General features: G+C 65.9%; 10 protein-coding genes. 7 read left to right on the top strand and 3 right to left on the bottom strand.

The window, feature by feature from the left end; translation table 11 throughout:
• Positions 1–9 precede the first annotated feature (9 nt).
• The 3 genes from SOM26_RS16450 to SOM26_RS16440 all read right to left on the bottom strand — a co-directional run bounded on the left by SOM26_RS16450 (position 10) and on the right by SOM26_RS16440 (position 10,496).
• Positions 10–1,743 (bottom strand): ATP-binding cassette domain-containing protein, encoded by a 1,734-nt coding sequence (locus SOM26_RS16450; protein ID WP_320453799.1) that lies wholly within the window; start codon positions 1,741–1,743, stop codon positions 10–12.
• Positions 1,740–3,392, bottom strand: a complete 1,653-nt coding sequence (locus SOM26_RS16445; RefSeq protein ID WP_320453798.1) for a TolC family protein — start codon at positions 3,390–3,392, stop codon at positions 1,740–1,742. Before SOM26_RS16445 ends, SOM26_RS16450 begins: the two co-directional genes overlap by 4 nt.
• A 159-nt stretch (positions 3,393–3,551) precedes the next feature.
• A complete protein-coding gene (locus SOM26_RS16440) occupies positions 3,552–10,496 on the bottom strand; it encodes a M10 family metallopeptidase C-terminal domain-containing protein (protein ID WP_320453797.1) in 6,945 nt (2,314 codons plus the stop codon).
• Between SOM26_RS16440 and SOM26_RS16435 the strand changes: the two genes are divergently transcribed.
• From SOM26_RS16435 to SOM26_RS16405, 7 genes are all read left to right on the top strand, one after another.
• Positions 10,479–10,781, top strand: a complete 303-nt coding sequence (locus SOM26_RS16435; protein ID WP_320453796.1) for a hypothetical protein — start codon at positions 10,479–10,481, stop codon at positions 10,779–10,781. The two genes, SOM26_RS16440 and SOM26_RS16435, sit on opposite strands and share 18 nt — an antisense overlap.
• Positions 10,782–10,976: 195 nt before the next feature.
• Positions 10,977–11,339 (top strand): hypothetical protein, encoded by a 363-nt coding sequence (locus tag SOM26_RS16430; protein WP_320453795.1) that lies wholly within the window; start codon positions 10,977–10,979, stop codon positions 11,337–11,339.
• Between the two features lie 189 nt (positions 11,340–11,528).
• Positions 11,529–13,895 (top strand): TonB-dependent receptor, encoded by a 2,367-nt coding sequence (locus tag SOM26_RS16425; protein WP_320453794.1) that lies wholly within the window; start codon positions 11,529–11,531, stop codon positions 13,893–13,895.
• Positions 13,895–14,734, top strand: a complete 840-nt coding sequence (locus SOM26_RS16420; protein WP_320453793.1) for a tyrosine-protein phosphatase — start codon at positions 13,895–13,897, stop codon at positions 14,732–14,734. Before SOM26_RS16425 ends, SOM26_RS16420 begins: the two co-directional genes overlap by 1 nt.
• 274 nt (positions 14,735–15,008) lie before the next feature.
• On the top strand, positions 15,009–17,807 hold the full coding sequence (locus tag SOM26_RS16415; protein WP_320453792.1) for a TonB-dependent receptor: 2,799 nt from the start codon (positions 15,009–15,011) through the stop codon (positions 17,805–17,807).
• On the top strand, positions 17,804–18,820 hold the full coding sequence (locus tag SOM26_RS16410) for a phytase (RefSeq protein WP_320453791.1): 1,017 nt from the start codon (positions 17,804–17,806) through the stop codon (positions 18,818–18,820). The genes SOM26_RS16415 and SOM26_RS16410 overlap by 4 nt, the downstream gene beginning before the upstream one ends.
• Positions 18,821–19,100: 280 nt before the next feature.
• Entirely contained in the window at positions 19,101–20,267 is a 1,167-nt protein-coding gene (locus SOM26_RS16405) for a nucleotide sugar dehydrogenase (protein WP_320453790.1), read from the top strand.
• The last annotated feature ends 158 nt before the right edge of the window (positions 20,268–20,425 follow it).

Genomic DNA, 20,425 nt, shown 5'->3' with positions numbered 1-20,425 from the left:
ACGTGGATCTCAGGCAACAGCGCGCGGGCGCTGGAGTTCTTTCAACACGGCATCGCGCGGGCCGTCCTGCACCACGCGACCGCCCTCGACGACGACGATACGCTCGACCAGCGCCAGCAGCGCGGGGCGATGGGTGATAAGAACGAAGGTGCGTCCCTGCAGCTCGGCCTGGAGGCGGGCGATCAGCTGGGTCTCGCTGCCCTGGTCCATCGCGCTGGTCGGCTCGTCGAACACGATGATCTGCGGCCTGCCCGCCAGCGCACGCGCGAGGCTGATCGCCTGGCGCTGCCCCCCCGACAGCCCTTCGCCGCGATCGGCGAGTTGCAGGTCATAGCCATTGGCGATCCGCCCCATGAAGCCATGCGTCCCCGACAGCTCGGCGACCCGCAGCATCTCGGTATCGTCGACGCCGTCGCGGGCCAGCACGATATTCTCGCGCACGCTGCCCGACAGCAGCACCGGCTCCTGCAACGCGGTGCCGATCAGACTGCGCATCGCCGAAGGGTCATATTGGCGGATGTCGGTGCCGTCGATCATGACCAGCCCTTCCTGCGGCGGGTAGAGCCCCAGGATCAGGCGCGCGATGGTCGACTTGCCCGAGCCGACCCGCCCGAGCAGCGCCACGCGCTGGCCCGCCGGGATGACGAGGTTCAGGCCGTCCAGGGTCTTCTCCGCCGCGCCCGGATAGCGGAACTCGACGCCGCGCAACTCGACCCGCCCCTCGAACTTGGCCGGGCGCAGCGCACCGACGCCTGGCTCTTCCGACCCCGTCTCCATCATGGCGTCGATCTGCTTATAGGCGATGCGTGTCGCCGACAGCCGCGACAACAGGGTCGCGATCGTCGCCAGTGGCTGCACCGCCCGGCCGGACAGGATCGAGCAGGCGACCAGCGCTCCCGTCGTCAACCGGTGGTCGGCGATCAGATAGACCCCGGCCACCACCGTGCCCGCATAGGACAGCGTATTGGCCGAGGCCGACACCGTGACCGCGATCGTCGAGACCAGACGCTGCCGCGTCGAACTCTCGCCGTGCGCGACATTGGCCTGGCTCCATCGCCGACCGAGCAGCCGCCCGGCCCCCGACGTCTTGACCATCTCCAGCGCGCCGACCGTCTCGACCAGCACACTCTGCTTCGACAGGCCTTGGCTCATGGACTTGGCGGACAGGCGGTCCAGCGCGGGGCGCGTCAGCCAGCCTGCCCCGATGACGATCGGGATCGCGGCCAGCGGCACCCAGACGATCGGCCCGCCCAGCACTGCGATGAAGACCAGGGTGACAACGATGAAGGGCACATCGACCAGCGCGGTCATCGTGGCCGAGGCAAAGAAGTCGCGCAGCGTCTCCAGTTCGCGCATCATGCCGGTCAGCGCGCCGGTCGATCCCTTTTTCTGGTCCAGCCGGATCGCCACCAGGCGGCGGAAGACGCGGCTGCCGATGTCGTGGTCGATGTCCGCGCCCGCCAGATCGGTGAAATAGGCGCGCAGGATGCGCAGCAGAAAGTCGAACACCACCACCACGAGCAACCCGATCGACAGCGCGGTCAGCGAGGTGAAGGCGTTGTTGGGAACCACGCGGTCATACACCGTCATGGTGAACAGCGAGGTGATGAGCCCGAAGATGTTCACCATCGCGGCGGCCAGCGCGACCTTCACATAGGTCGCCTTGTTGCGCAGCATCGGCTCCATCAGCCAGGGGGCGAAGCGCGGTCGCGGCTGCTCGATCATGTCGGGGGACGTCGTCATCGGGGATCCAGCGTTACGGGGTCGAGGCCGAGGGCCGGCAACAGCCGTCCGGTACGAGCCAGAAGGGCATAGCGCGCGCTGTCCAGTTCGATCACGATCTGGATATAGCGGGCAGCGACACCGAAGTAATTGTTCTCGGCACTGAGCAGGTCGAACAGGGTGCCGCGCGCCACCCGGAACCGCTCGGCCAGCACGTCGCGCGAGCGGCGACTGGCGATATAGTTGCTTTCGATGGCGGTGCGCGCCGCCTCAAGCGCGGTGACATCGGCCAGCGCGATCTCGGCATCGCGCTGGGCATCGATCCGCGTGCGACGCAACCGCGCGTCGGCACCGCTGGCGCGCGCGATCCCCTGGCGGGCCCGCTCGGCCGCACCGCCGCCCAGCCGCATGGACAGGGTGACGCTGCCGCGAATGTCATAGTCGCGCGCCGTCTCGAAGATACCGTAGCGCCCTGCATCCAGGCCGGCGGAAAGCTGGGGCAGGCGATCGGCCTGAAGCGCCTGGGCGTCCCGCCGAGCGGCCTCGGCCCCCTGCCTGGCCATGCGCACCGTTGGCAGGCCCTCGACGTCCCTGGCCAGCCCGGCGCGCGCCACCGTATCGAGCGTGGGCACCGGCCCGCGGCCAAGCTCCGAAGGGGCGGGGGTTCCGATCACCGCGCCATATTGCGCCTCGGCATTGGCGAGCTGGCGGTGGAAATCGGCATCCTGGGCCTCGGCCGATGCGATATAGCTGTCGACCTGCGCGATGTCCGCGCTTGCCGCCACGCCCTGCCGTATCCGTCCTTCCAGTGCCTGGCGCAAATCCTTCTGGTTGGCGACGAACGCATCCGCCAGCTTCGCCAGAACGCGGTAGCCATAGACCTGATACCAGGCCGAGACGGCGCGTAGGGCGATCTGCGTGCCCGTATCCTCGACCCCCGCCCGCGCCGCCTCCAGTCGTGCGGCACCGGCACGGACGCGGTTGATGCTGGATCCCCAGTCGAAAACCGGCTGCTGCACGCGGATCAGCTCGTCGGTACGATGCCGGGGGCGTGAGCGTTCCAGGACATTGCCCGGATCGCTGGAGAACTGGCGGCTGAGCACCTGGAAGCTGGAGAGCGAGATGTCGGCGGTGGGCAGGCGACGGGCGACCGCCTCGCCACGCACCGCATCGGCCTCATCGACCTGGGCCACGGCCTCGTCGATCGCGGGATTGCGCCGCACCGCAGCGCCGATCGCCGCGAGGAACGAGGCCTCGTCGGTCGCCTGCCGGGCGAGGCGCAGCACCGGATCGTTCGCGACGTCGATGTGTAGCGGGTCGCCTTCGGGCCCTGGCAGGCTGCCCGGCATGCGCGTGCGTCCCAGCGGGGTGGCATCGGGTGTCAGGCTCGACATGCCCGTCGAAAACGGTAGCGGGTCGGTGCCGGGCACCATCACCAGCGGCGTCGTTTGGGCAGGCAGCGTCGGTGCGGGCACGGGGGTTGCGGCCGTGCCGGTCACCGGGGGGGCGGGGGCAGGCGCCAAGGGACGCGGTGTCGCGCCCTGCTGGGGATCGACGACCAGTGACCCCGGCGGAAGCTGGCCCGCCACGGCTGGCGCCGATGCGGCCACCAGACCGGCAAGCGATACGGCGCGCCGGATCCGGAACGGGCTGGCGGAAAGGGAAATCATGCTGTTCTGGCCCCGACGATCCCGGTGCGGATCGCCCTTTCATCTTCAGCGAGGTAAGCCCGGACGGTGCGGAAAAACAAGGCCGGCGTGGAAGCCTCCTTCCCGCCGGCCCCGCCCGCAGGCCATCGTCGCGATGGCCTGCGGCTCCGTTCCCGTTCATCAGGCGATGACGAGGGCGTCGACGTTGACGTGGATTTCCGAGACATCGGCCCAGCCCTTGCCGACGAACAACCCGGTATCAGTCTGGTCGGTCGTGTCGGTCACGAAGACGGCCGGTGACACCGTGTCATGGGCCACCGCCTCGATCGCGGCAGGGGTAGCGGCCGGGGTTGCCGCCGGTGCATCGTTATGCGCCGTCTCGACGGGGGGGGCTGCCGCACTGATCGACACCGGGGTCGAGGTCGACAAAGGCGCGGATGTACGCCCCTCGGCATAGCCATAGAGCACATAGTGGCGCGCCAGGGCCTCCGCATCGTCACCAAAGGCTGCCGCCAGATCGGTATATTTGGCGGCATAGGCCGATGCGTCGAAGGTCACGCCGCGACCTTCGGCCGCACCCCACTGAATGAAGTGTTTGGCCGCTGCGCCCTCATTGGCCCCGAAGGTCTGGATAAGATCGCTGTAGGACGCCAGATACGCCCAGCCGTTGAACGTCGTCGCACGACCTTCCGTCGCCCCCCAGTCGATGAAGTGCTTGGCACCCGCGGTCGCATCGGCACCGAAAGCGGCGCGAAGATCGCTATGCGAGGCGATATAGTCGAGTGCGTTGAACGTCGACGCGCGGTCTTCGTCGAAACCCCAGTCCAGGAAGTGGGAAACCCCCTTGGCCACGTCGGTTCCGAATGCCGCCCGAAGATCGCTGTAGCTGGCGATATAGCTGAGCCCGTCGAACGCGGCCGTACCGGCCTGAAGGGTGGCGAAGGACTGGGCTGGCGTGTTGAAGAAGCCAACCTGCTCCACGCCGGTGACATCCGTGGCCCCGCGCGCCGTGACCAGCAATGTCCGGTTGCCCGACGACAGCAGCTGATAGTCCGACTGCAGGCCACCGAGCAGCAGCGTGTCCGATCCACTGCCACCATCGACCCGGTCGAAACCGCCGCCTGCCCGGATCGCGGCGGTGCCCGTCACCGTCACGATCGTGTCGTCACCGGCACCACCCGACAACGTGTTGCGTCCTGCATTGCCGATGATGACGTTGGCGGCATCGTTACCCGTCGCATCGATCGCGGCCGTCCCCGTCAGGGTCAGATTCTCGAACCCGGTCCCCAGCACATAGCTGACGCTCGCGCGCACCGTGTCGATGCCGCTGCCACCGAACTCGCTGAGCTGATCGCCCGCATCATCTACGACATAGGTGTCGTTGCCCGCGCCACCGAACAGCAGGTCCGCGCCCGCACCACCGTCGAGCAGATCGTCGCCGTCACCCCCGAACAGCTGGTCACTGCCGATGCCGCCGAACAGCTGGTCAATACCGGCATTGCCGAAGAGCTGGTCGTCGCCGGCATTGCCCTGGACGACATTGTCGAACGCGTCACCGATCAGGACGTCATTGCCCGAACCCAGGATAACGTTCTCGAAGCCGGAAACCTGGTCGCTGCCGCCCTGTGCGCCCGCAGCCGCCTGACCGGCGGCCAGGTTGATCTGCACCGCGTTGGTGATGTCGCCGTAATAGAGCGTGTCGAAACCGGTACCGCCCACCAGGATGTCGTCACCCGCGCCACCCGAAATCCAGTCATCGCCCGCACCGCCATCGATGCGATTGGCACCGGCATCGCCGGTCAGCATGTCGCCAAACGACGAGCCGATCAGGCCTTCGATCCCGATCAGGATGTCATTGCCGTTCACCGTCGCCTGCGGCCCGGTGATGCCCAGGCTGATCGTCACGCCCGCTGCGGCATCGCTGTAGACGGCCGTGTCGGTGCCGTTCCCGCCGACGAGGATGTCATCGCCTGCGCCGCCCACGAGCGTGTCGTCGCCGTCTCCACCGCTCAGCGTGTCGTTGCCGGCACCGCCCTCGATCCGGTTGGCGTTCGCGTCGCCGGTCAGGGTGTCGGCGAGTGCCGAGCCGATCAGGTTCTCGATCCCGGACAGGGTGTCGTTGCCGACCCCCGTAGCCTGCGCACCGGTGATCGCCAGGTTCACGATCACGCCGACCGCTGCATCGCCATAGTCCGCAGTGTCGGTCCCGGCACCGCCGATCAGCGTGTCATCGCCGCTGCCGCCACGCAGCGTATCGTCGCCGTTACCGCCGTCGAGCGTGTCGTTGCCGCCCAGGCCGACCAAGACGTCGTTGCCATCCCCGCCGCTGAGCGTGTCGTTGCCAGTCGCGCCGGTGATCGTCTCGTCACCCGCAAAGCCGGTCAGGACCAGATTGCCGATGAACCCGTCGAAGTTGAACGCAGTGAACCCGCCGGTATAGCCGTTGCTGATCGTGAAGACGGTGACGAAGCCGTTGGTCGTCCCCGCGCCGTCACGATCCGTCTGCAGCAGCAGGTCTGTACCCGACTGGAACAGGCGCAGATGGCTGCTGGCAAAGGCGTTGCCGTTCGCCGTGTAGCCGATCAGCCCGCGATTGAGGAAATCGGTCAGTTCGAACCGATCGCCGCTGTTGCCGACCTGGAAGTCGGTGACGCGGTTGGTACGGGCGGTCGTCGCCACTTCGGTCGAAAGCGCCGCACTTGCCCCGACCCCCAGCTGGATGGTGTCGGCACCCTCGCCGAGCGTGACCTGGTAGTTGTTGACGCCGGAGGCACCACGCATGCTGATGCTGACCAGGTCGTTGCCCGAGCCGGCATTGATCGTGGCGCTGGCGACACCGGTCAGGACGATGCGGTCATTGCCCGTACCGCCATCGACCGTGACGACGTCGACGTTGCGATCGTTGGAGGTGGCGCCCGCCGCCAGATAAATGGTGCCGTTGAGGCCCGCCGCGTTGGCCGCCAGCGCCGTCGACAGGGTGCCGCCGCGCAATTCGATGAAGTCGTCGCCGTCGCCGCCATCCATCAGGATGTTGCTGGCGGCGTTCGCCGTACCGGCGGTGGTGGCATTGGCGCGCGTCACCAGGATGCTGTCGTTGCCGCCATAGCCGTAGAGCGCGTCGGTCTGGCTGAGCGCGGCATTCGTGACCGCCACCGCATTGTCGACCAGCAGGTTGAAGTCGTCATTGCCGCGCAGCGTGTCGCCATAGCCCGAACCGGTCAGATATTCGATATCGACCAGCGTATCGATGCCTTCGCCACCGGTATCCTGCGCCGTTCCCTGGATACGCAGGTCGACATTCACGCCGGCGATCGCGTTGACATAGGTGGCGGTGTCGAGGCCTTCGCCACCGATCAGCGTGTCGTTGCCCAGGCCGCCCGACAGCGTGTCGTTGCCGTACCAGCCGTCGAGGATGTCATCACCCGCATTGCCGGTCAGATTGTCGACCGTGCCGCCGCCACGGACCACGTCGTTGCCGGTGCCACCACGGAAGATCACCCGCTCGATGCTGATGAACTGGCCGCGCTGCACACCGTCGACCGTGATCGCGCTGTTGCCCGCCAGATTGCCGATGTCGAACCGGATCGCGCCCGTGTGGTCGGTATAATAGGCATAGGCCGTGTCGGTGCCGTCGCCCCCGTCGAACGTGTCGTCGCCACCGTCATTGGTGTAGACTGCGGTCAGCGCGGTGGTGCTGGCATTGCCGATACCGCCCACCAGGCTGTCGTCACCATCGCCGCCTCGCAGGATGTCGTTGCCCAGGCCGCCGATCAGGACGTCGTTACCGGCACCGCCCTCCAGCACGTCGTCGCCGTCAGCCATGCCCGCGGTCGTGCTGAACGTGTTGACGTAATCGCCGAAGATGACGTCGTTGCCCGCACCACCGACCAGCGTGTCGCCAAGGCCGTTGCCGACGAGGAAGTCGGCCGCGGCACCGCCCACCAGGCGGTTGGCGGTCATGTCACCGCCGCGCAGGGTATTCGAAAGCGTCGCGGAGCCGATCACATTCTCGATATCGCGCAACGTGTCGCTACCGCCGAACGTGCCGGTCATCTGCGCCGTGGTGGTGTTCAGATTGACCACCACTGCCGAGGTTGCGGCGGAATAATCCACCGTGTCCGCCCCTGCGCCACCGTTATAGGTGTCGTTGCCGCCGCCTTCGTAGAAGACGTTGTCGCCCGCGTTGCCGGTGATCGTGTCGTTGCCCGACCCCGTCAGGACATTCTCGAAATTGACCAGCGTGTCGTTGCCAAGGCCGGTATTCTGGGCCGTGGTCAGCGACAGGTCGACCGTCACGCCGGTCGTACCGCGATAGGACACGGTATCGGTCCCCGCGCCACCGTCCAGCACGTCGTCGCCCGCGCCGCCCTCGATCCGGTTGTCGTTCGCGTCACCGGTCAGCACGTCGTTGCCGAGGCCGCCCACCAGATTCTCGATGTTGCGCAGCGAGGCAATCTGCCCGGCCGCGACGCTGGCGATGCCGTCATTGGTGCCGCGCAGCGTCGCGGTGACCGCATCGTTACGACCGGAGAACGAAGCGGTATCGGATCCGGTGCCGCCATCCAGCAGGTCGACGGTGCCACCGGCATTGCCGCCGTCGGAAAGGAAGTCGTCGCCCGCGCCCCCCGAGATCACATTCTCGGCGGTATCGCCCGACAGGCTGTCGCCGAATGCCGAACCGAGCAGGTTCTGGAAGCCCGAGAGCGTGTCGGTGCCAGCGCCGATCGTGTTCTGCGCCGTGCCCTGGGAGAGCAGGCTGACGACGACGCCCGCGCTCGCCCCGGCATAGGACGCGGTATCGTCGCCCGCCCCGCCGATCAGCCGGTCATTGCCCGCGCCGCCTTCGATCACATTGGCGTTGGCATCGCCGATCAGCGTGTCGTCGAGCGCCGAGCCGATCAGGTTTTCGATACCGGTCAGCGTGTCGAGCCCGCCCGCGACGGTGTTCTGCGCCTGACCCTGGAGGTTCAGGTCGACCGTCACGCCCGTCGTCGAACCACCGCTGAAGGCATTGGTATAGGACGCCGTGTCATTGCCCGAACCGCCGATCAGCGTGTCATTGCCCAGCGTGCCCAGCAGGAAGTCGTTCCCCTCGCCGCCATCGGCGACCAGGCTGCTGGCGTTGTTGGCCGTGACCGTGGTGGTGATCGTTGCCGAATTCTGCAGCGAGATGTTGAGCTGATAGGTCTGGCCCGCGATCAGCGGTTGCGCGGTGGTGGCACCATTCCACAGGCCGACCCGGATATAATAGGTCCCGGCCTGGGCGAAGGTATAGGTCAGATAGGCATCGTCATGGCCCGGATAGCTGGCATCGCCCGTACCCGTGTCGTTGCTGGCCAGGACGGTGCCCGCGCTGTTCACCAGTTCGATGAAGCTGTCGTCCAGCGTGCCGGGACCGTCGATGTCGAAGATCGCCTGCGTGCCCGGCGCCACCACGTCGATGCGGTAATATTCCAGCGAGCCACCGGCCGCCGTGGCGTTGATCGTCGCATGGGGCAGGGTGGTCGAATTCGTGATGTCGGGGTTGGCGTCGACGTCATAGGCCCCGGCCGTGGCGACCGCCGTGGCGATGCTGCCATTGTTGGTCGATTGCGCCTTGGTGATGTCCGCCTGCGACGGTGCCGATACCGTGGTGGTGGTGGTGAACCCGCCACCGATCAGGCGATCGTCGCCCGCCCCGCCGATCAGCGTGTCGGCGCCGCTGGCCCCGCCCGACAGCGTGTTGTTCTGGCTGTTGCCGACCAGCGTGTCGTTGCCGACCGTCCCCTGGATGTTTTCGATGCTGCGCAGCGTGTCGGTTTCACCGTCATGGTTGACGATGACGTCGGCGCCCGTGTCGTTCAGCGTGACATTGACGCCGGTCTGGCCGGTGAAGATCACCGTGTCGCTGCCCGCGCCGCCATCCAGCACGTTGTTGGCGCTGTTGCCGATCAGGATGTCGTTGCCTGCACCGCCCTTGGCGTTCTCGATCAGCGAACGGACGTCGTTGTTGTAGAGCAGCGACATGGCGATGTTGCCGGGCGCCAGGTTGAACAGGTTCTGATAGGCTAGGTTGTTGGCCAGCTGTCCCTGATCCACGGTCGAGAATTCGCCCGGCCGCAGGTCGATCGACACGCCACCCGCATAGTTGCTGGCATCGATCGTGTCGTTGCCGCCACCATCCCAGATGGTAAGGAAGATTTTGTTCCCCGACGGCGCGCCCTGGCCGACCCCGTTGATGAACATCTCGCCGGTGGTCTGGCTGAAGGTATAGACGCTGTCACCGGAATTGGTGTCGTAGTTGGCGCCGTACATATATTGCAGCGCCGCCAGGTCGTACTGCATATAGGTTTGCGGCTGGTTGATCTTCTCGCCCGCAAATCCGCTGTTGGTGAACGGTGCGGGCGTGTAGGTCATCAGCGACCAGGCTTGGCCATCGCGATCCGGCGTCAGCGACTGCGAGCCGTAGCGCGGAGCGGTGCCGAAATAAAAGGACAGGTCGCTGTTCGTGTAATCCTGATGCCCGTGCTTCAGGCCCATCGTATGGCCGATCTCGTGCATCATGGTGGCGTAGCCCCAGGTGCCCTTGACCGCGAGGTCGTAATAAGGCTGGCTGGAACGCCCGAACCAGATGTCGCCGGCCACCGCCTTCTTGTCGGACGGGAAGTTGCCATAGGCCGAGCCGACGTCGTTGTCCGCAGTCTGCGAAATGCGGATATTGGCGTGGACGGTGTCGGTATCCGTGATCTCGCGGAACGTCAGCTTCGTCGCGGCGGACAATTGCGCGAAGGCGGCCCGCGCCGCAACCTGCTGCTGCGAGCCCAGATCGATATGGTAAAGGCTGACGCCGTTCGAATCGAAGGTCGGGCCGTTATAGTTCGAACCCGAGGTCGGGAAGCTGTAGGTAAGATCCAGCGTACCCCATTTGGAACCGATCAGGGTCGCATCAATGTTGCGGTTGCCTGTGAAGGACCGGCTGCCATCGGGATTCGTGACGAGGTTCAGCAGCGTGCCGATATTCTGGCCATCGGGATTGGCTTCATTGATGCCGCCCGATCCCTTGATCGTGCCGCCTGCTTCGCTGGCGGCTTGGCAAAAGGCGCAACCGCAGCCAGAAACTACGGCGATATGCTCGATATCGGGCAAGGTGTTCCAGGTACCGGGACCCGAATCCCCGCCTGTATTTACGCCGAGTTCGCCGCTGCTCATCAATTTTCCCCTCTATCGATCGACCCGGCACCCACTTTTCTTGGATTTCGTGTGAGCGAACCTTCAATCGTCAATAATGGCAATTTATTCATCTTCCTTGGGGGCGCGTCAAGCGGCATGCCCAAGGAAATTGTAGCAATTATATTGCTTTATATCCGCATACGACTGACACATTTCTCCGAAAACATGATCAAAATAGTGCTTTCAGAACAGTCCTTCTGATAACTTCAACTTGCACGCCGCTCCCGAGTCGGGATGACGGTTCGTACAGGTGGCGTGACGGGGCGGATGCTGTAGTGTGGGGTGATGACGGACCTGTCATCCAATCTGGCCTTGATGCTAGGCGTTGCCATGCTTGCGACCGGGACGTTCGGGCAAAAGGCGCAGGCCCAGGGTGCCGTCGTTCGGGAGTCGAGCATGATCCGCACCGCCGTCCCAGCCGATTCGAACCGCCCTCCTGCGAGCAGACGGGCAGGCCCCGGTGACGAAGAACGGGGTCGCCATATCCTCTCCACCGCTTTTGTGCGGATCGGCCCCGACGGATATCTTACGGTAGAGGAGCGTGACGGGCGCCTGCTGATTTTGCGGGACGTCACGATGCACACAAAGGCCTATTGCGGACGATTGGTGTCGTCGGCAGGCGCGGACGATCGATCCCATTGCGGCAAATATGCCAATGTCGTCGACGCACGGCCGGGGGGCGGGACGGTGAACGTCCCTGGCCCGGATATGGACGGCGTGCTCCTCGATCGGCCGGCCACACCGAAGTCGACGAGATAATCGGATCGCCTGGACCGGCCCTTCATCCGGTCGAGGTGCAGGCGACGGTGGCCCTTTCCTGGTTCGAAACACGCGGTCGATGACATATTTGTCATCACGAAACCGGCATAATTCCCCCAGAACGTCATCAAGCCGCAATGATCCCTGACCAAGGGACGGCCGCATAATCCTTTGGGGGGAATCCATATCATGATCTCGTTCGACCCGCGCTTTGCGGGGCGCTTTGTGGCGTCCAGCGCGCTTGCCCTTCTGTTCGCCACGCCCGCGCTCGCGGCCGATCCGGTGGTCGCGGTGGACCCCGCCAAGACGACCGCGCCCGACGACCAGAAGACCACCAGCGACGGCACGCTGAGCGAGGTCATCGTCACCGCGCAGAAGCGGCCCGAAAGCCTGCAGAAGACACCGATCGCGATCTCGGTCCTGTCGGCCGAAGACCTGAAGAACCGCCACGTCCAGTCGCTGGTCGACCTGCAGGACGGCGCGATTCCGTCGCTTCGCGTCGCGCCCTTCTATTCGCGCAACTCGGCGCTGATCATGAACATCCGCGGCATCGGCGTTCTGGCCGACAGCAACCAGCCCGCGCGTGACCAGGGCGTGGCCGTCTATATCGACGGCGTGTATCTGGGCCGCGCGCAAGGGCTCGGCACCGCGCTCTACGATATCGAGAGCATCGAGGTGCTCAAGGGTCCGCAGGGCACCTTGTTCGGCCGCAACACCGAGGGCGGCGCGGTCAGCATCGTGACGAAGAAGCCGACCGGCGAGTTCGGCCTGACCGCGACCGCAGGCATCGGCAATTACGGCAGCCGCAAGGCCGAGGCGCATCTCAACCTGCCCGAATGGCATAATTTCAGCGTGAAGCTGGACGGTATCGTCACGAAGCGTGACGGGCTGGTTGTCAACCCGCTGCCCGGACAGGCGAATTTCAACGGCTTCGACCGCCACGGCGCGCATGTCGAGATACTGTGGAAGCCGGAAAGCGGCGTCAGCGCGGACTATGCGTTCGACACCTCGCACGATGCCTCTACCCCGCTCTATCTCCAGTCGATCACGGCGGGGACGCTGACCCGTGCGCCCGCGCTGCCGCTCCAGCCGGACCGGGTGCGCACCGCCAGCATCGGCGCGCCGCAGCAGGACAGCATCGGCGATACGCATGGTCACCGCCTGACGCTCGGCCTCGACCTGGCGCCGGGGCTTCAGCTGAAGTCGATCACCGCCTATCGCGAGCTGGACCAGAGCCAGTATGACAATGGCGGCCAGAACAGCTCGACCTACAAACCCAACGGCAGCTTCAGCCGCTACAGCCTGGCGATGTTCGCGCAGAACCAGTTCAGCCAGGAGATCCAGCTGATCGGCGACACGCCGCGCCTGAAATATGTCGCGGGCGCGATGGCGTATCGCGAGCATACCACCGACAATGCCCAGGCGTTCAACACGATGGTATGGAACGCCAACGGCACCGCGGCGACCGTCGCCACCTACAATATCGCCACCGTGCCCTATGACCGCGCCAGCCGGATCACGACGCGCAGCATCGGCGCGTTCGGTCAGGCGACCTGGACCCCGGCGATCCTGTCCGACCGGCTGCACGTCACGGGCGGCGCGCGCTATACCCGTGACATGAAGAAGGGCCAGCTGTTCATCGTCAACGGCGCCACGCCCAATGTCGACGGCTGGGTCGCGCCGCGCGGACTGGACGCCGCCTGGTCGCGCGTCGACCCGCTGCTGACTTTGGCCTATGACGTGACCGACGCCGTGCACGTCTATGGCAAATGGTCGGAGGGGTATAAGTCGGGCGGCGCCAATTCGCGTTCGCTGCGCTATGCGCCGTTCAACCCGGAAACGCTGTCGATGTTCGAGATCGGCGCAAAGACCGAGTTCCTCGACCACCGCGCCCGCCTGAATCTGGCCGCCTATACCGGTGCGTACAAGTCGATCCAGATCGACTTCCAGGCCAATTACATCCAGATCGTGAACGGCCAGGTGTTGCAGACCAATCGCACCACCATCGAGACGACCAACGCGCCCGGCACCGGCCGCGCCAAGGGGTTCGAGGCGGAATTCACCTTCGCACCGATGGCCGGGCTGACGCTGGGCGCCAGCTATTCCTATAACGACGTGACGATCCCGGCGACGGTGAACCCCTTCCCGCAAGGGGCGAGCGGCGTGATCGTGACGACGCCGATCCGCATCTATCCGGTCTATACGCCCGCGCATGCCGCCAGCGGCTCGATCGATTACGACCGGCCGATGGGCGACTACAGCCTGGTCGCGCATCTCGATGCCAATTACGACAGCGGCTTCTATTCCAACTATAACGACCCCGCGCCGGGGATCAGCCAGCCCAAGGGCGATCCGGGCTTCATCGTCAACGGCCGGATCGGCATAACCGACATCGCGCTGAACTACACCGGCGCCCGGCTGAGCATCGCCGCATGGGCCCGCAACCTGTTCAACGAGCAGCATCTTTTCTACAAGTCGCTGAACACGCTGACCGGCCTGTCGGGCTTTTTCAACGAACCGCGCACCTATGGCCTGGAAGCGACGGTGAAGTTCTGATGCGCGGGACGATCGCGCTCGCGCTGCTGGTCGTGGTTCCGGCGAGGGTGGGGGCTTCGGCCTCCGCTCCTGTGGCCGCGCCCGCTCACATTCGCGTCCTGCCGCTCCAGGGCGGGCGCAATTTCCGCGATCTGGGCGGCTATCGCACCGCCGACGGGCGGATGGTGAAATGGGGATTGCTCTATCGCTCAGGGGAGATGCACGACCTGACGCCGGCGGATTACAGTTATCTGCAAAAGCGCGGCATCCGCACCGTCTGCGACTTTCGCGATACGGCCGAGCGGACCCGCGAGCCGACGCTGTGGCCCGCCGGGCAGAAGCCGAAGGTGCTGAGCGACGACTATGCGCTCGACATGAGCGCGATAAAGATCCCCGGCGATCCGTCGACCTGGACCCACGAACAGGTGGTGACGGCGATGACCGCCACCTATCCGCAGCTGCTCGACCAGTTCAACGGCCAGTACCGCCGCATGTTCGCCGAGCTGCTGGCGGGCGACGTACCGCTCGCCTTTCACTGCACGGCGGGCAAGGACCGCACCGGCGTGGCGGCCGCGCTGCTGCTGACCGCGCTGGGCGTGCCGCGGGTGACGATCGTCGAGGATTATCTCCTCTCCAACCAGCACATGGCCCCGATGCCCGCCCATCCGACCGGCTTCTGGGCGAAGCTGTCTCCGCAAGCCGCGCGCGCCTTTGCCGGGGTCGACCGGCGCTATATCGACGCGGTGTTCGCGGTGACCGACCGGTATCCCGGCAGGACGATGGGGTATCTGAAGGACAAGATGGGCCTGGGCCCGCGCGAGATCGCGAAACTGCGCGGGTTGTACCTGACGAAGGGGTAAACAATCCTCCCCGGCACGGGGAGGTGGCAGCGCGCAGCGCTGACGGAGGGGGGCTTCCACACAGAACATAGCTTGCGGCGGTCCCCCTCCACCATGCTTCGCATGGTCCCCCTCCCCGTACCGGGGAGGAAAGGGGGCCTGCCAATAACGATTGTGACGCCAGCGTCATCAAGCCGTCATCCCAATCACATCGCTTCGTAACAAAGCCCCGCCACGGGAGCGGCAACGACCGGCGCCGGGGGGTGTCGGCACGACCAGCACCCAGGGGATCATCATGCTCGCCATCCGTTCCGGCATCCGCGGTCTCGCGGGGGCCTCGCTCATCGCATTGGGCTGTGCCGCGACGCCCGTCTTCGCCGCCCCCGGCGATGCCGCGACACCGGCAGGCGTCCCCGCCTCCGGCCCAATCCTGTCGGGGCGCATCTATGACGCGACCGGCGTCGCGCTGCCCGGCGCGCGAGTGGTGGTCGAGGGGACGGGGGCCCAGGCGACGACCAACCTGCAGGGCGAGTTCAGCATCGTCACCCCCGAGGCACCGGGCGACATCACCCTGCTGGTCGACTATCTCGGCCGCCCGCCGGTCACCCGGGTCGTCGCGGCGGCTGATCGCGGTCGCGACATCTCGCTGACCCTGCCCGCCGCCAGCGGAGAGGCGGGCGATATCGTCGTCACCGGCGCTTCGCTGCTCGACAATACCGCGCGCGCGCTCAACCAGCAGCGGACGGCGGACAACACCGTCACCATCATCTCGGCCGACGCGATCGGCCGCTTCCCCGATCCCAATATCGCCGAGGCGTTGCAACGCGCACCCGGCGTCGGCATCGAGCGCGACCAGGGCGAGGGCCGCTATATCAACGTGCGCGGCGCGCCGAGCGAATGGTCGGCCATCTCGGTCGACGGTATCCAGATCCCCTCGGTCGACCCGACGACCCGCGCGGTCGACCTGGACACGCTGCCCTCCGACATCGTCGCCAATCTGGAGGTGACCAAGTCGCTGCTGCCGTATCAGGATTCGGATTCGATCGCGGGCGCGGTCAACATTACCACCCGCTCACCCTTCGACCGCAAGGGCTTTGCGCTGACCGGCATGGCGGGCGCCAGCTACAACCAATATGGCAAGGGCCATGACTATCGCGGGTCGGCCGCGGTCAGCGACACCTTCGGCCCCGACCGCCAGTTCGGCCTGTTGTTCTCGGGCAGCTATTCGCGCACCCATCGCCGCCCCGACAATGTCGAGAACACGTGGACCCAGACCGCGAACGACCCGCGCGTCACCGAGACGCTGTTCAAGGATTACGACACCAAGCGCCAGCGCATGGCGGGCACCGGTGCGTTCGAATGGCGGCCGTCGGACGCGACCCATGCCTGGGTGCGCGGCACCTATGCCCGGTTCGAGGATGACGAGTTTCGTGACCGCATCGGCATCCTGTGGGGCGACGGCACGCTCCAGGCCGGATCGACCGACCGCACCGCCACCTATCGCAACACCCGCATCGAAAAGCAGGTCCGCCACCGCAAACAGGTGAACGAGATCTGGTCGGCGACGGCGGGCATCGAGCAGCGGCTAGGCGAAGGTACGATCCGCGCCGACGTGGCGTATAGCGAAAGCTCGCAGACCTATCCGCGCCGTGACGAGCTGCTGTTCCGCTCCACGTTGCGCCCGACGCTCTCCTATGATTTCGGCAATGTCGATCTGCCGAGCTATTCGCTGTTCCAGAGCAAGGAGCATCTCCAGCTCGGCACCTTCGGCTTTCAGGAAAATGCCTATCGGTCGAACACGACCAGGAATGACGAACTGACGGTCGCGGTCCGATCCGACCTGCCGGTCGGCGATCTCGTCACCTTCTCGTCGGGGGGCAAATATCGCGAGCGGCACATCAATGCCGACGAGGAGCGGTTCCGTGATCGCCGCGCGACCGCCGCGCCGACCCGGAACCTGGCCGGGCTGTTGTCCGACCAGGAGTCGCGCAACTTCGGCTATGAGCTGGGCCAGCGTTTCGACACCGGGCTGGCCGATGCCTATTTCGACGCGACCAAGGCCGCCTCGCAGCGCCGCCTGCCGCAGTCGCTGACCGCCGACTATGTCGCCGAGGAGAAGATCTTCGGCATGTTCGGCATGGCCAAGTACGTGAAGGACGGCACGACCCTGATCGCCGGGCTTCGCGTCGAGACCACCGATTTCGAGAGCCGTGCGCCCAGCGTCTCGCGCACCGGCGCGGTCACGACCGCGCGGGGCAGCAACGGCTATACCGACTTCTTCCCCAACCTGACGCTGCGCCAGGCCTTCACCCCCAACCTGATCCTGCGCGCCGCGCTCAGCCGTGCGATCAACCGCCCCAACTTCCCGCAGATCGCCCCGCGCGTGCTGGAGACGACCGAGGGCAACACGGTGCGCGTCGATTTCGGCAACCCGGACCTGAAGCCGACCTTGTCGAACAATGCCGATGCGGGTCTGGAATATTACATCCGGCCGCTGGGCGTGATCTCGGTCAACGCCTTCTACAAGGACCTGTCCGACTATCGCTACACGCTGACCAGCACCGGCATCTACAACGGCGTGGGCGGCGCGATCCTCAGCCGTCCGGTCAATGCGCGCAAGGGCGAGCTGTACGGCGTCGAGCTCAACTGGCAGCAGCAGCTGAGCTTCCTGCCGGGCGTGCTGGGTGGGTTCGGCGTGTTCGCCAACTATACCTATACGCAGGGCCACGCGACCTTCGACACCGCCTTTGCCGGGCGCAGCCGCTTCGCGCTGCCGGGCCAGTCCAAGCATATGTGGAATGCCAGCGTCTTCTACGAACGCGGGCCGGTTAATGTCCGCGTCGCCTATACCAAGCGGTCGGACTATCTGGACGAGATCAACGCCGACGTGCCCGGCCTGGACCTCTATTGGGAAGGCCGCGGCCAGCTCGACGTGACCGGCAGCGTGCAGCTGGCCAAGGGCATCAACCTGTTCGCCGAGGGCAAGAACCTGACCAACACGCCGGGCGTCCGCTATTTCGGCGAGCGTTATCGCACCTATGAATATGAGAAGTTCGGCTACACGCTGTTCGGCGGCCTGCGGGTGAAGCTGTGAGGACGGCGCTCACCGCGCTGCTGCTCGCCGGGTGCGCCAGCATGCCCGCCGCAGCCCCGGTCGCGACACCCGTGGTTGCCGCGACTGCCGAAACCGATCCGGTCGACAGCACCTCGGACGCGGCGGACGATCCCGCGATCTGGCGCAACGCGGCCGATCCAGCCGCCAGCCTGGTCATCGGCACCGACAAGCAGGCGGGCATCCATGTCTATGACCTGAAGGGCAAACGCCTGTCCTTCACCCCCGCCGCGCGGCTCAACAATGTCGACCTGCGCGATTTGGGAGGCCGGGTGATCGTCGCCGCCAGCGACCGGGCGGACAAGGCGAACGCGCATGTCGCGCTGTTCACCCTCGACACGGCCCAGCGCCGCCTGGTGCCGATGGGTCGCTATCCGGTGGGGGCGGGCGAAGCCTATGGCATGTGCCTGTGGACCCGCGCGCGCGATCACGCGCTGTTCGGCTTCGTCGTGCTGAAGGACGGGCGGATCGACCAGGTCCGCATCGACCTGTCCGGCCCTACCCCGCGCGTCGAGACCATGCGCAGCATGAAGCTGGGCACCCAGGCCGAGGGCTGCGTGGTCGATGACCGCACCGGCATGCTCTATGTCGCCGAGGAGGATGTCGGGCTGTGGCGCTTTGCCGCCGATCCCGCCGCGCCGACCACCGCCACCCCGATCGCCCGCGTCGACGGCCGCACGCTGTTCGACGATGCCGAGGGACTGGCACTGGCGCCCAGGGGGGCCAAGGGCGGCTATCTGGTCGTCTCCAGTCAGGGCGACAATGCCTATACGCTCTACCGCCTGCCCGGCGTGACCTATGCCGGGCGCTTCCGGATCGGTGGGGGCCAGGTCGACGGGACGAGCGAGACCGACGGGATCGAACTGGCGCTGGGCGATTTCGGGCCCGACTACCCCCAAGGCCTGTTCGTCGCCCAGGACGGCGACAACGCACCCGCCACCCAGAACTTCAAATATGTCAGCTGGGCCAAGGTGAAGACGGCGCTGGGGTTGTAACATCCCGATCCTCCCCGGCACGGGGAGGTGGCGGCGCGAAGCGCTGACGGAGGGGGGCATCCACACAGGACATGCCCTGCGGCGATCCCCCTCCACCAGCTTCGCTGGTCCCCCTCCCCGTGCCGGGGATGACCCCCCGATACTGTGGCGAAACGGGACAGCCCGCCTTGCCCTTATCCCATGCCAATTGCCCTGATCCGACCCTTCGGGCATGGCCTGGCTATGAAGCATGGCGGGGCGGCCCGGCGGGCCCGTCCTCCTCTTGGCTGGGGTGCATGGAATGAAGATCGCTGTTTTCGGCCTGGGTTATGTCGGCATGTCCAACGCCGTCTTGCTGGCCCAGCACAATCAGGTGGTCGCGGTCGATATCTCGCCCGAGCGGGTGGCGATGGTAAATGCGCGCACCTCACCGATCATCGATGCCGAGCTGCAGGATTTCCTGACCGGCCGCACGCTGGACCTGACCGCCACGACGCAAGCGGGCGAGGCGCTGGCGGGCGCGACCTATGTGATCGTCGCGACGCCGACCAATTACGACATCGACACCGACAGCTTCAACACCAGCTCGGTCGAGGCGGTGATCGCGCTGGCCAAGGCCCATGCTCCGCAAGCCACCGTGGTCGTCAAGTCGACCATCCCCGTCGGCTTCGTCGACGATGTCCGCGCGCGCCTGGGCACCGAGCAGGTCGTCTTCAGCCCCGAATTCCTGCGCGAAGGCCGCGCGCTGCACGACAATCTCCACCCGTCGCGCATCATCGTCGGCGAACAGTCGGAGCGGGCGCGCATCTTCGCCGACCTGCTGGTCCAGGGCGCCGAAAAGGCCGACATCCCGGTCCTGTTCACCGGCACCCGCGAGGCCGAGGCGATCAAGCTGTTCGCCAACACCTATCTCGCGATGCGTGTCGCCTTCTTCAACGAACTCGACAGCTATGCGATCGCAGGCGACATGAACACGCGCCAGATCATCGAGGGCGTCGGCCTGGATCCGCGTATCGGCACCCACTACAACAATCCCAGCTTCGGTTATGGCGGCTATTGCCTGCCCAAGGACACCAAGCAGCTGCTGGCCAACTATACCAGCGTGCCGCAGAACCTGATCCGCGCGATCGTCGACGCCAACCGCACGCGCAAGGATTTCCTGGCCGACCGGATCATCGCGCGGGCGCCCAAGCGTGTCGGCATCTTCCGCCTGACCATGAAGGCCGGGTCGGACAATTTCCGCCAGTCCTCGATCCAGGGCATCATGAAGCGGATCAAGGCCAAGGGGATCGAGGTCGTGGTGTACGAACCGACGCTGCAGGACGAAGCGTTCTTCGGATCGAAGGTGTACCGCGACCTGGGTCAGTTCAAGCAGGACAGCGACGTCATCATCGCCAACCGCAACGACCCCGAGCTGGCCGATGTCGCGGACAAGTTGTTCACGCGGGATATCTTCGGGTCGGACTGACTCCGCGATAGCGAACGGCAAAGGCCGGGCTGTTGACGTGAAGACGTGTCGACAGCCCGGCCCTCAACACCCAGGATCAGCGGCAGATCTGCACCCGCTCCCAACCGCGATATTCGGTCCAGCAGCGATAATTAGGGCGGTACGACTGATAGGGCCGA

Source organism: Sphingomonas sp. CFBP8993, from assembly GCF_034044895.1.
Lineage (GTDB): Bacteria > Pseudomonadota > Alphaproteobacteria > Sphingomonadales > Sphingomonadaceae > Sphingomonas.
The sequence above is the reverse complement of the archived record's forward strand: the minus strand, read 5'-3'. Positions and strand labels throughout refer to the sequence as shown.

What these genes read in the sequence shown, in the direction of transcription:
- SOM26_RS16425 (WP_320453794.1), top strand. Translation starts at nt 11,529, where the DNA reads ATGATCTCGTTCGACCCGCGCTTTGCGGGGCGCTTTGTGGCGTCCAGC.
- SOM26_RS16445 (WP_320453798.1), bottom strand. Translation starts at nt 3,392, where the DNA reads ATGATTTCCCTTTCCGCCAGCCCGTTCCGGATCCGGCGCGCCGTATCG.
- SOM26_RS16450 (WP_320453799.1), bottom strand. Translation starts at nt 1,743, where the DNA reads ATGACGACGTCCCCCGACATGATCGAGCAGCCGCGACCGCGCTTCGCC.
- SOM26_RS16405 (WP_320453790.1), top strand. Translation starts at nt 19,101, where the DNA reads ATGAAGATCGCTGTTTTCGGCCTGGGTTATGTCGGCATGTCCAACGCC.
- SOM26_RS16420 (WP_320453793.1), top strand. Translation starts at nt 13,895, where the DNA reads ATGCGCGGGACGATCGCGCTCGCGCTGCTGGTCGTGGTTCCGGCGAGG.
- SOM26_RS16430 (WP_320453795.1), top strand. Translation starts at nt 10,977, where the DNA reads ATGATCCGCACCGCCGTCCCAGCCGATTCGAACCGCCCTCCTGCGAGC.
- SOM26_RS16415 (WP_320453792.1), top strand. Translation starts at nt 15,009, where the DNA reads ATGCTCGCCATCCGTTCCGGCATCCGCGGTCTCGCGGGGGCCTCGCTC.
- SOM26_RS16435 (WP_320453796.1), top strand. Translation starts at nt 10,479, where the DNA reads ATGCTCGATATCGGGCAAGGTGTTCCAGGTACCGGGACCCGAATCCCC.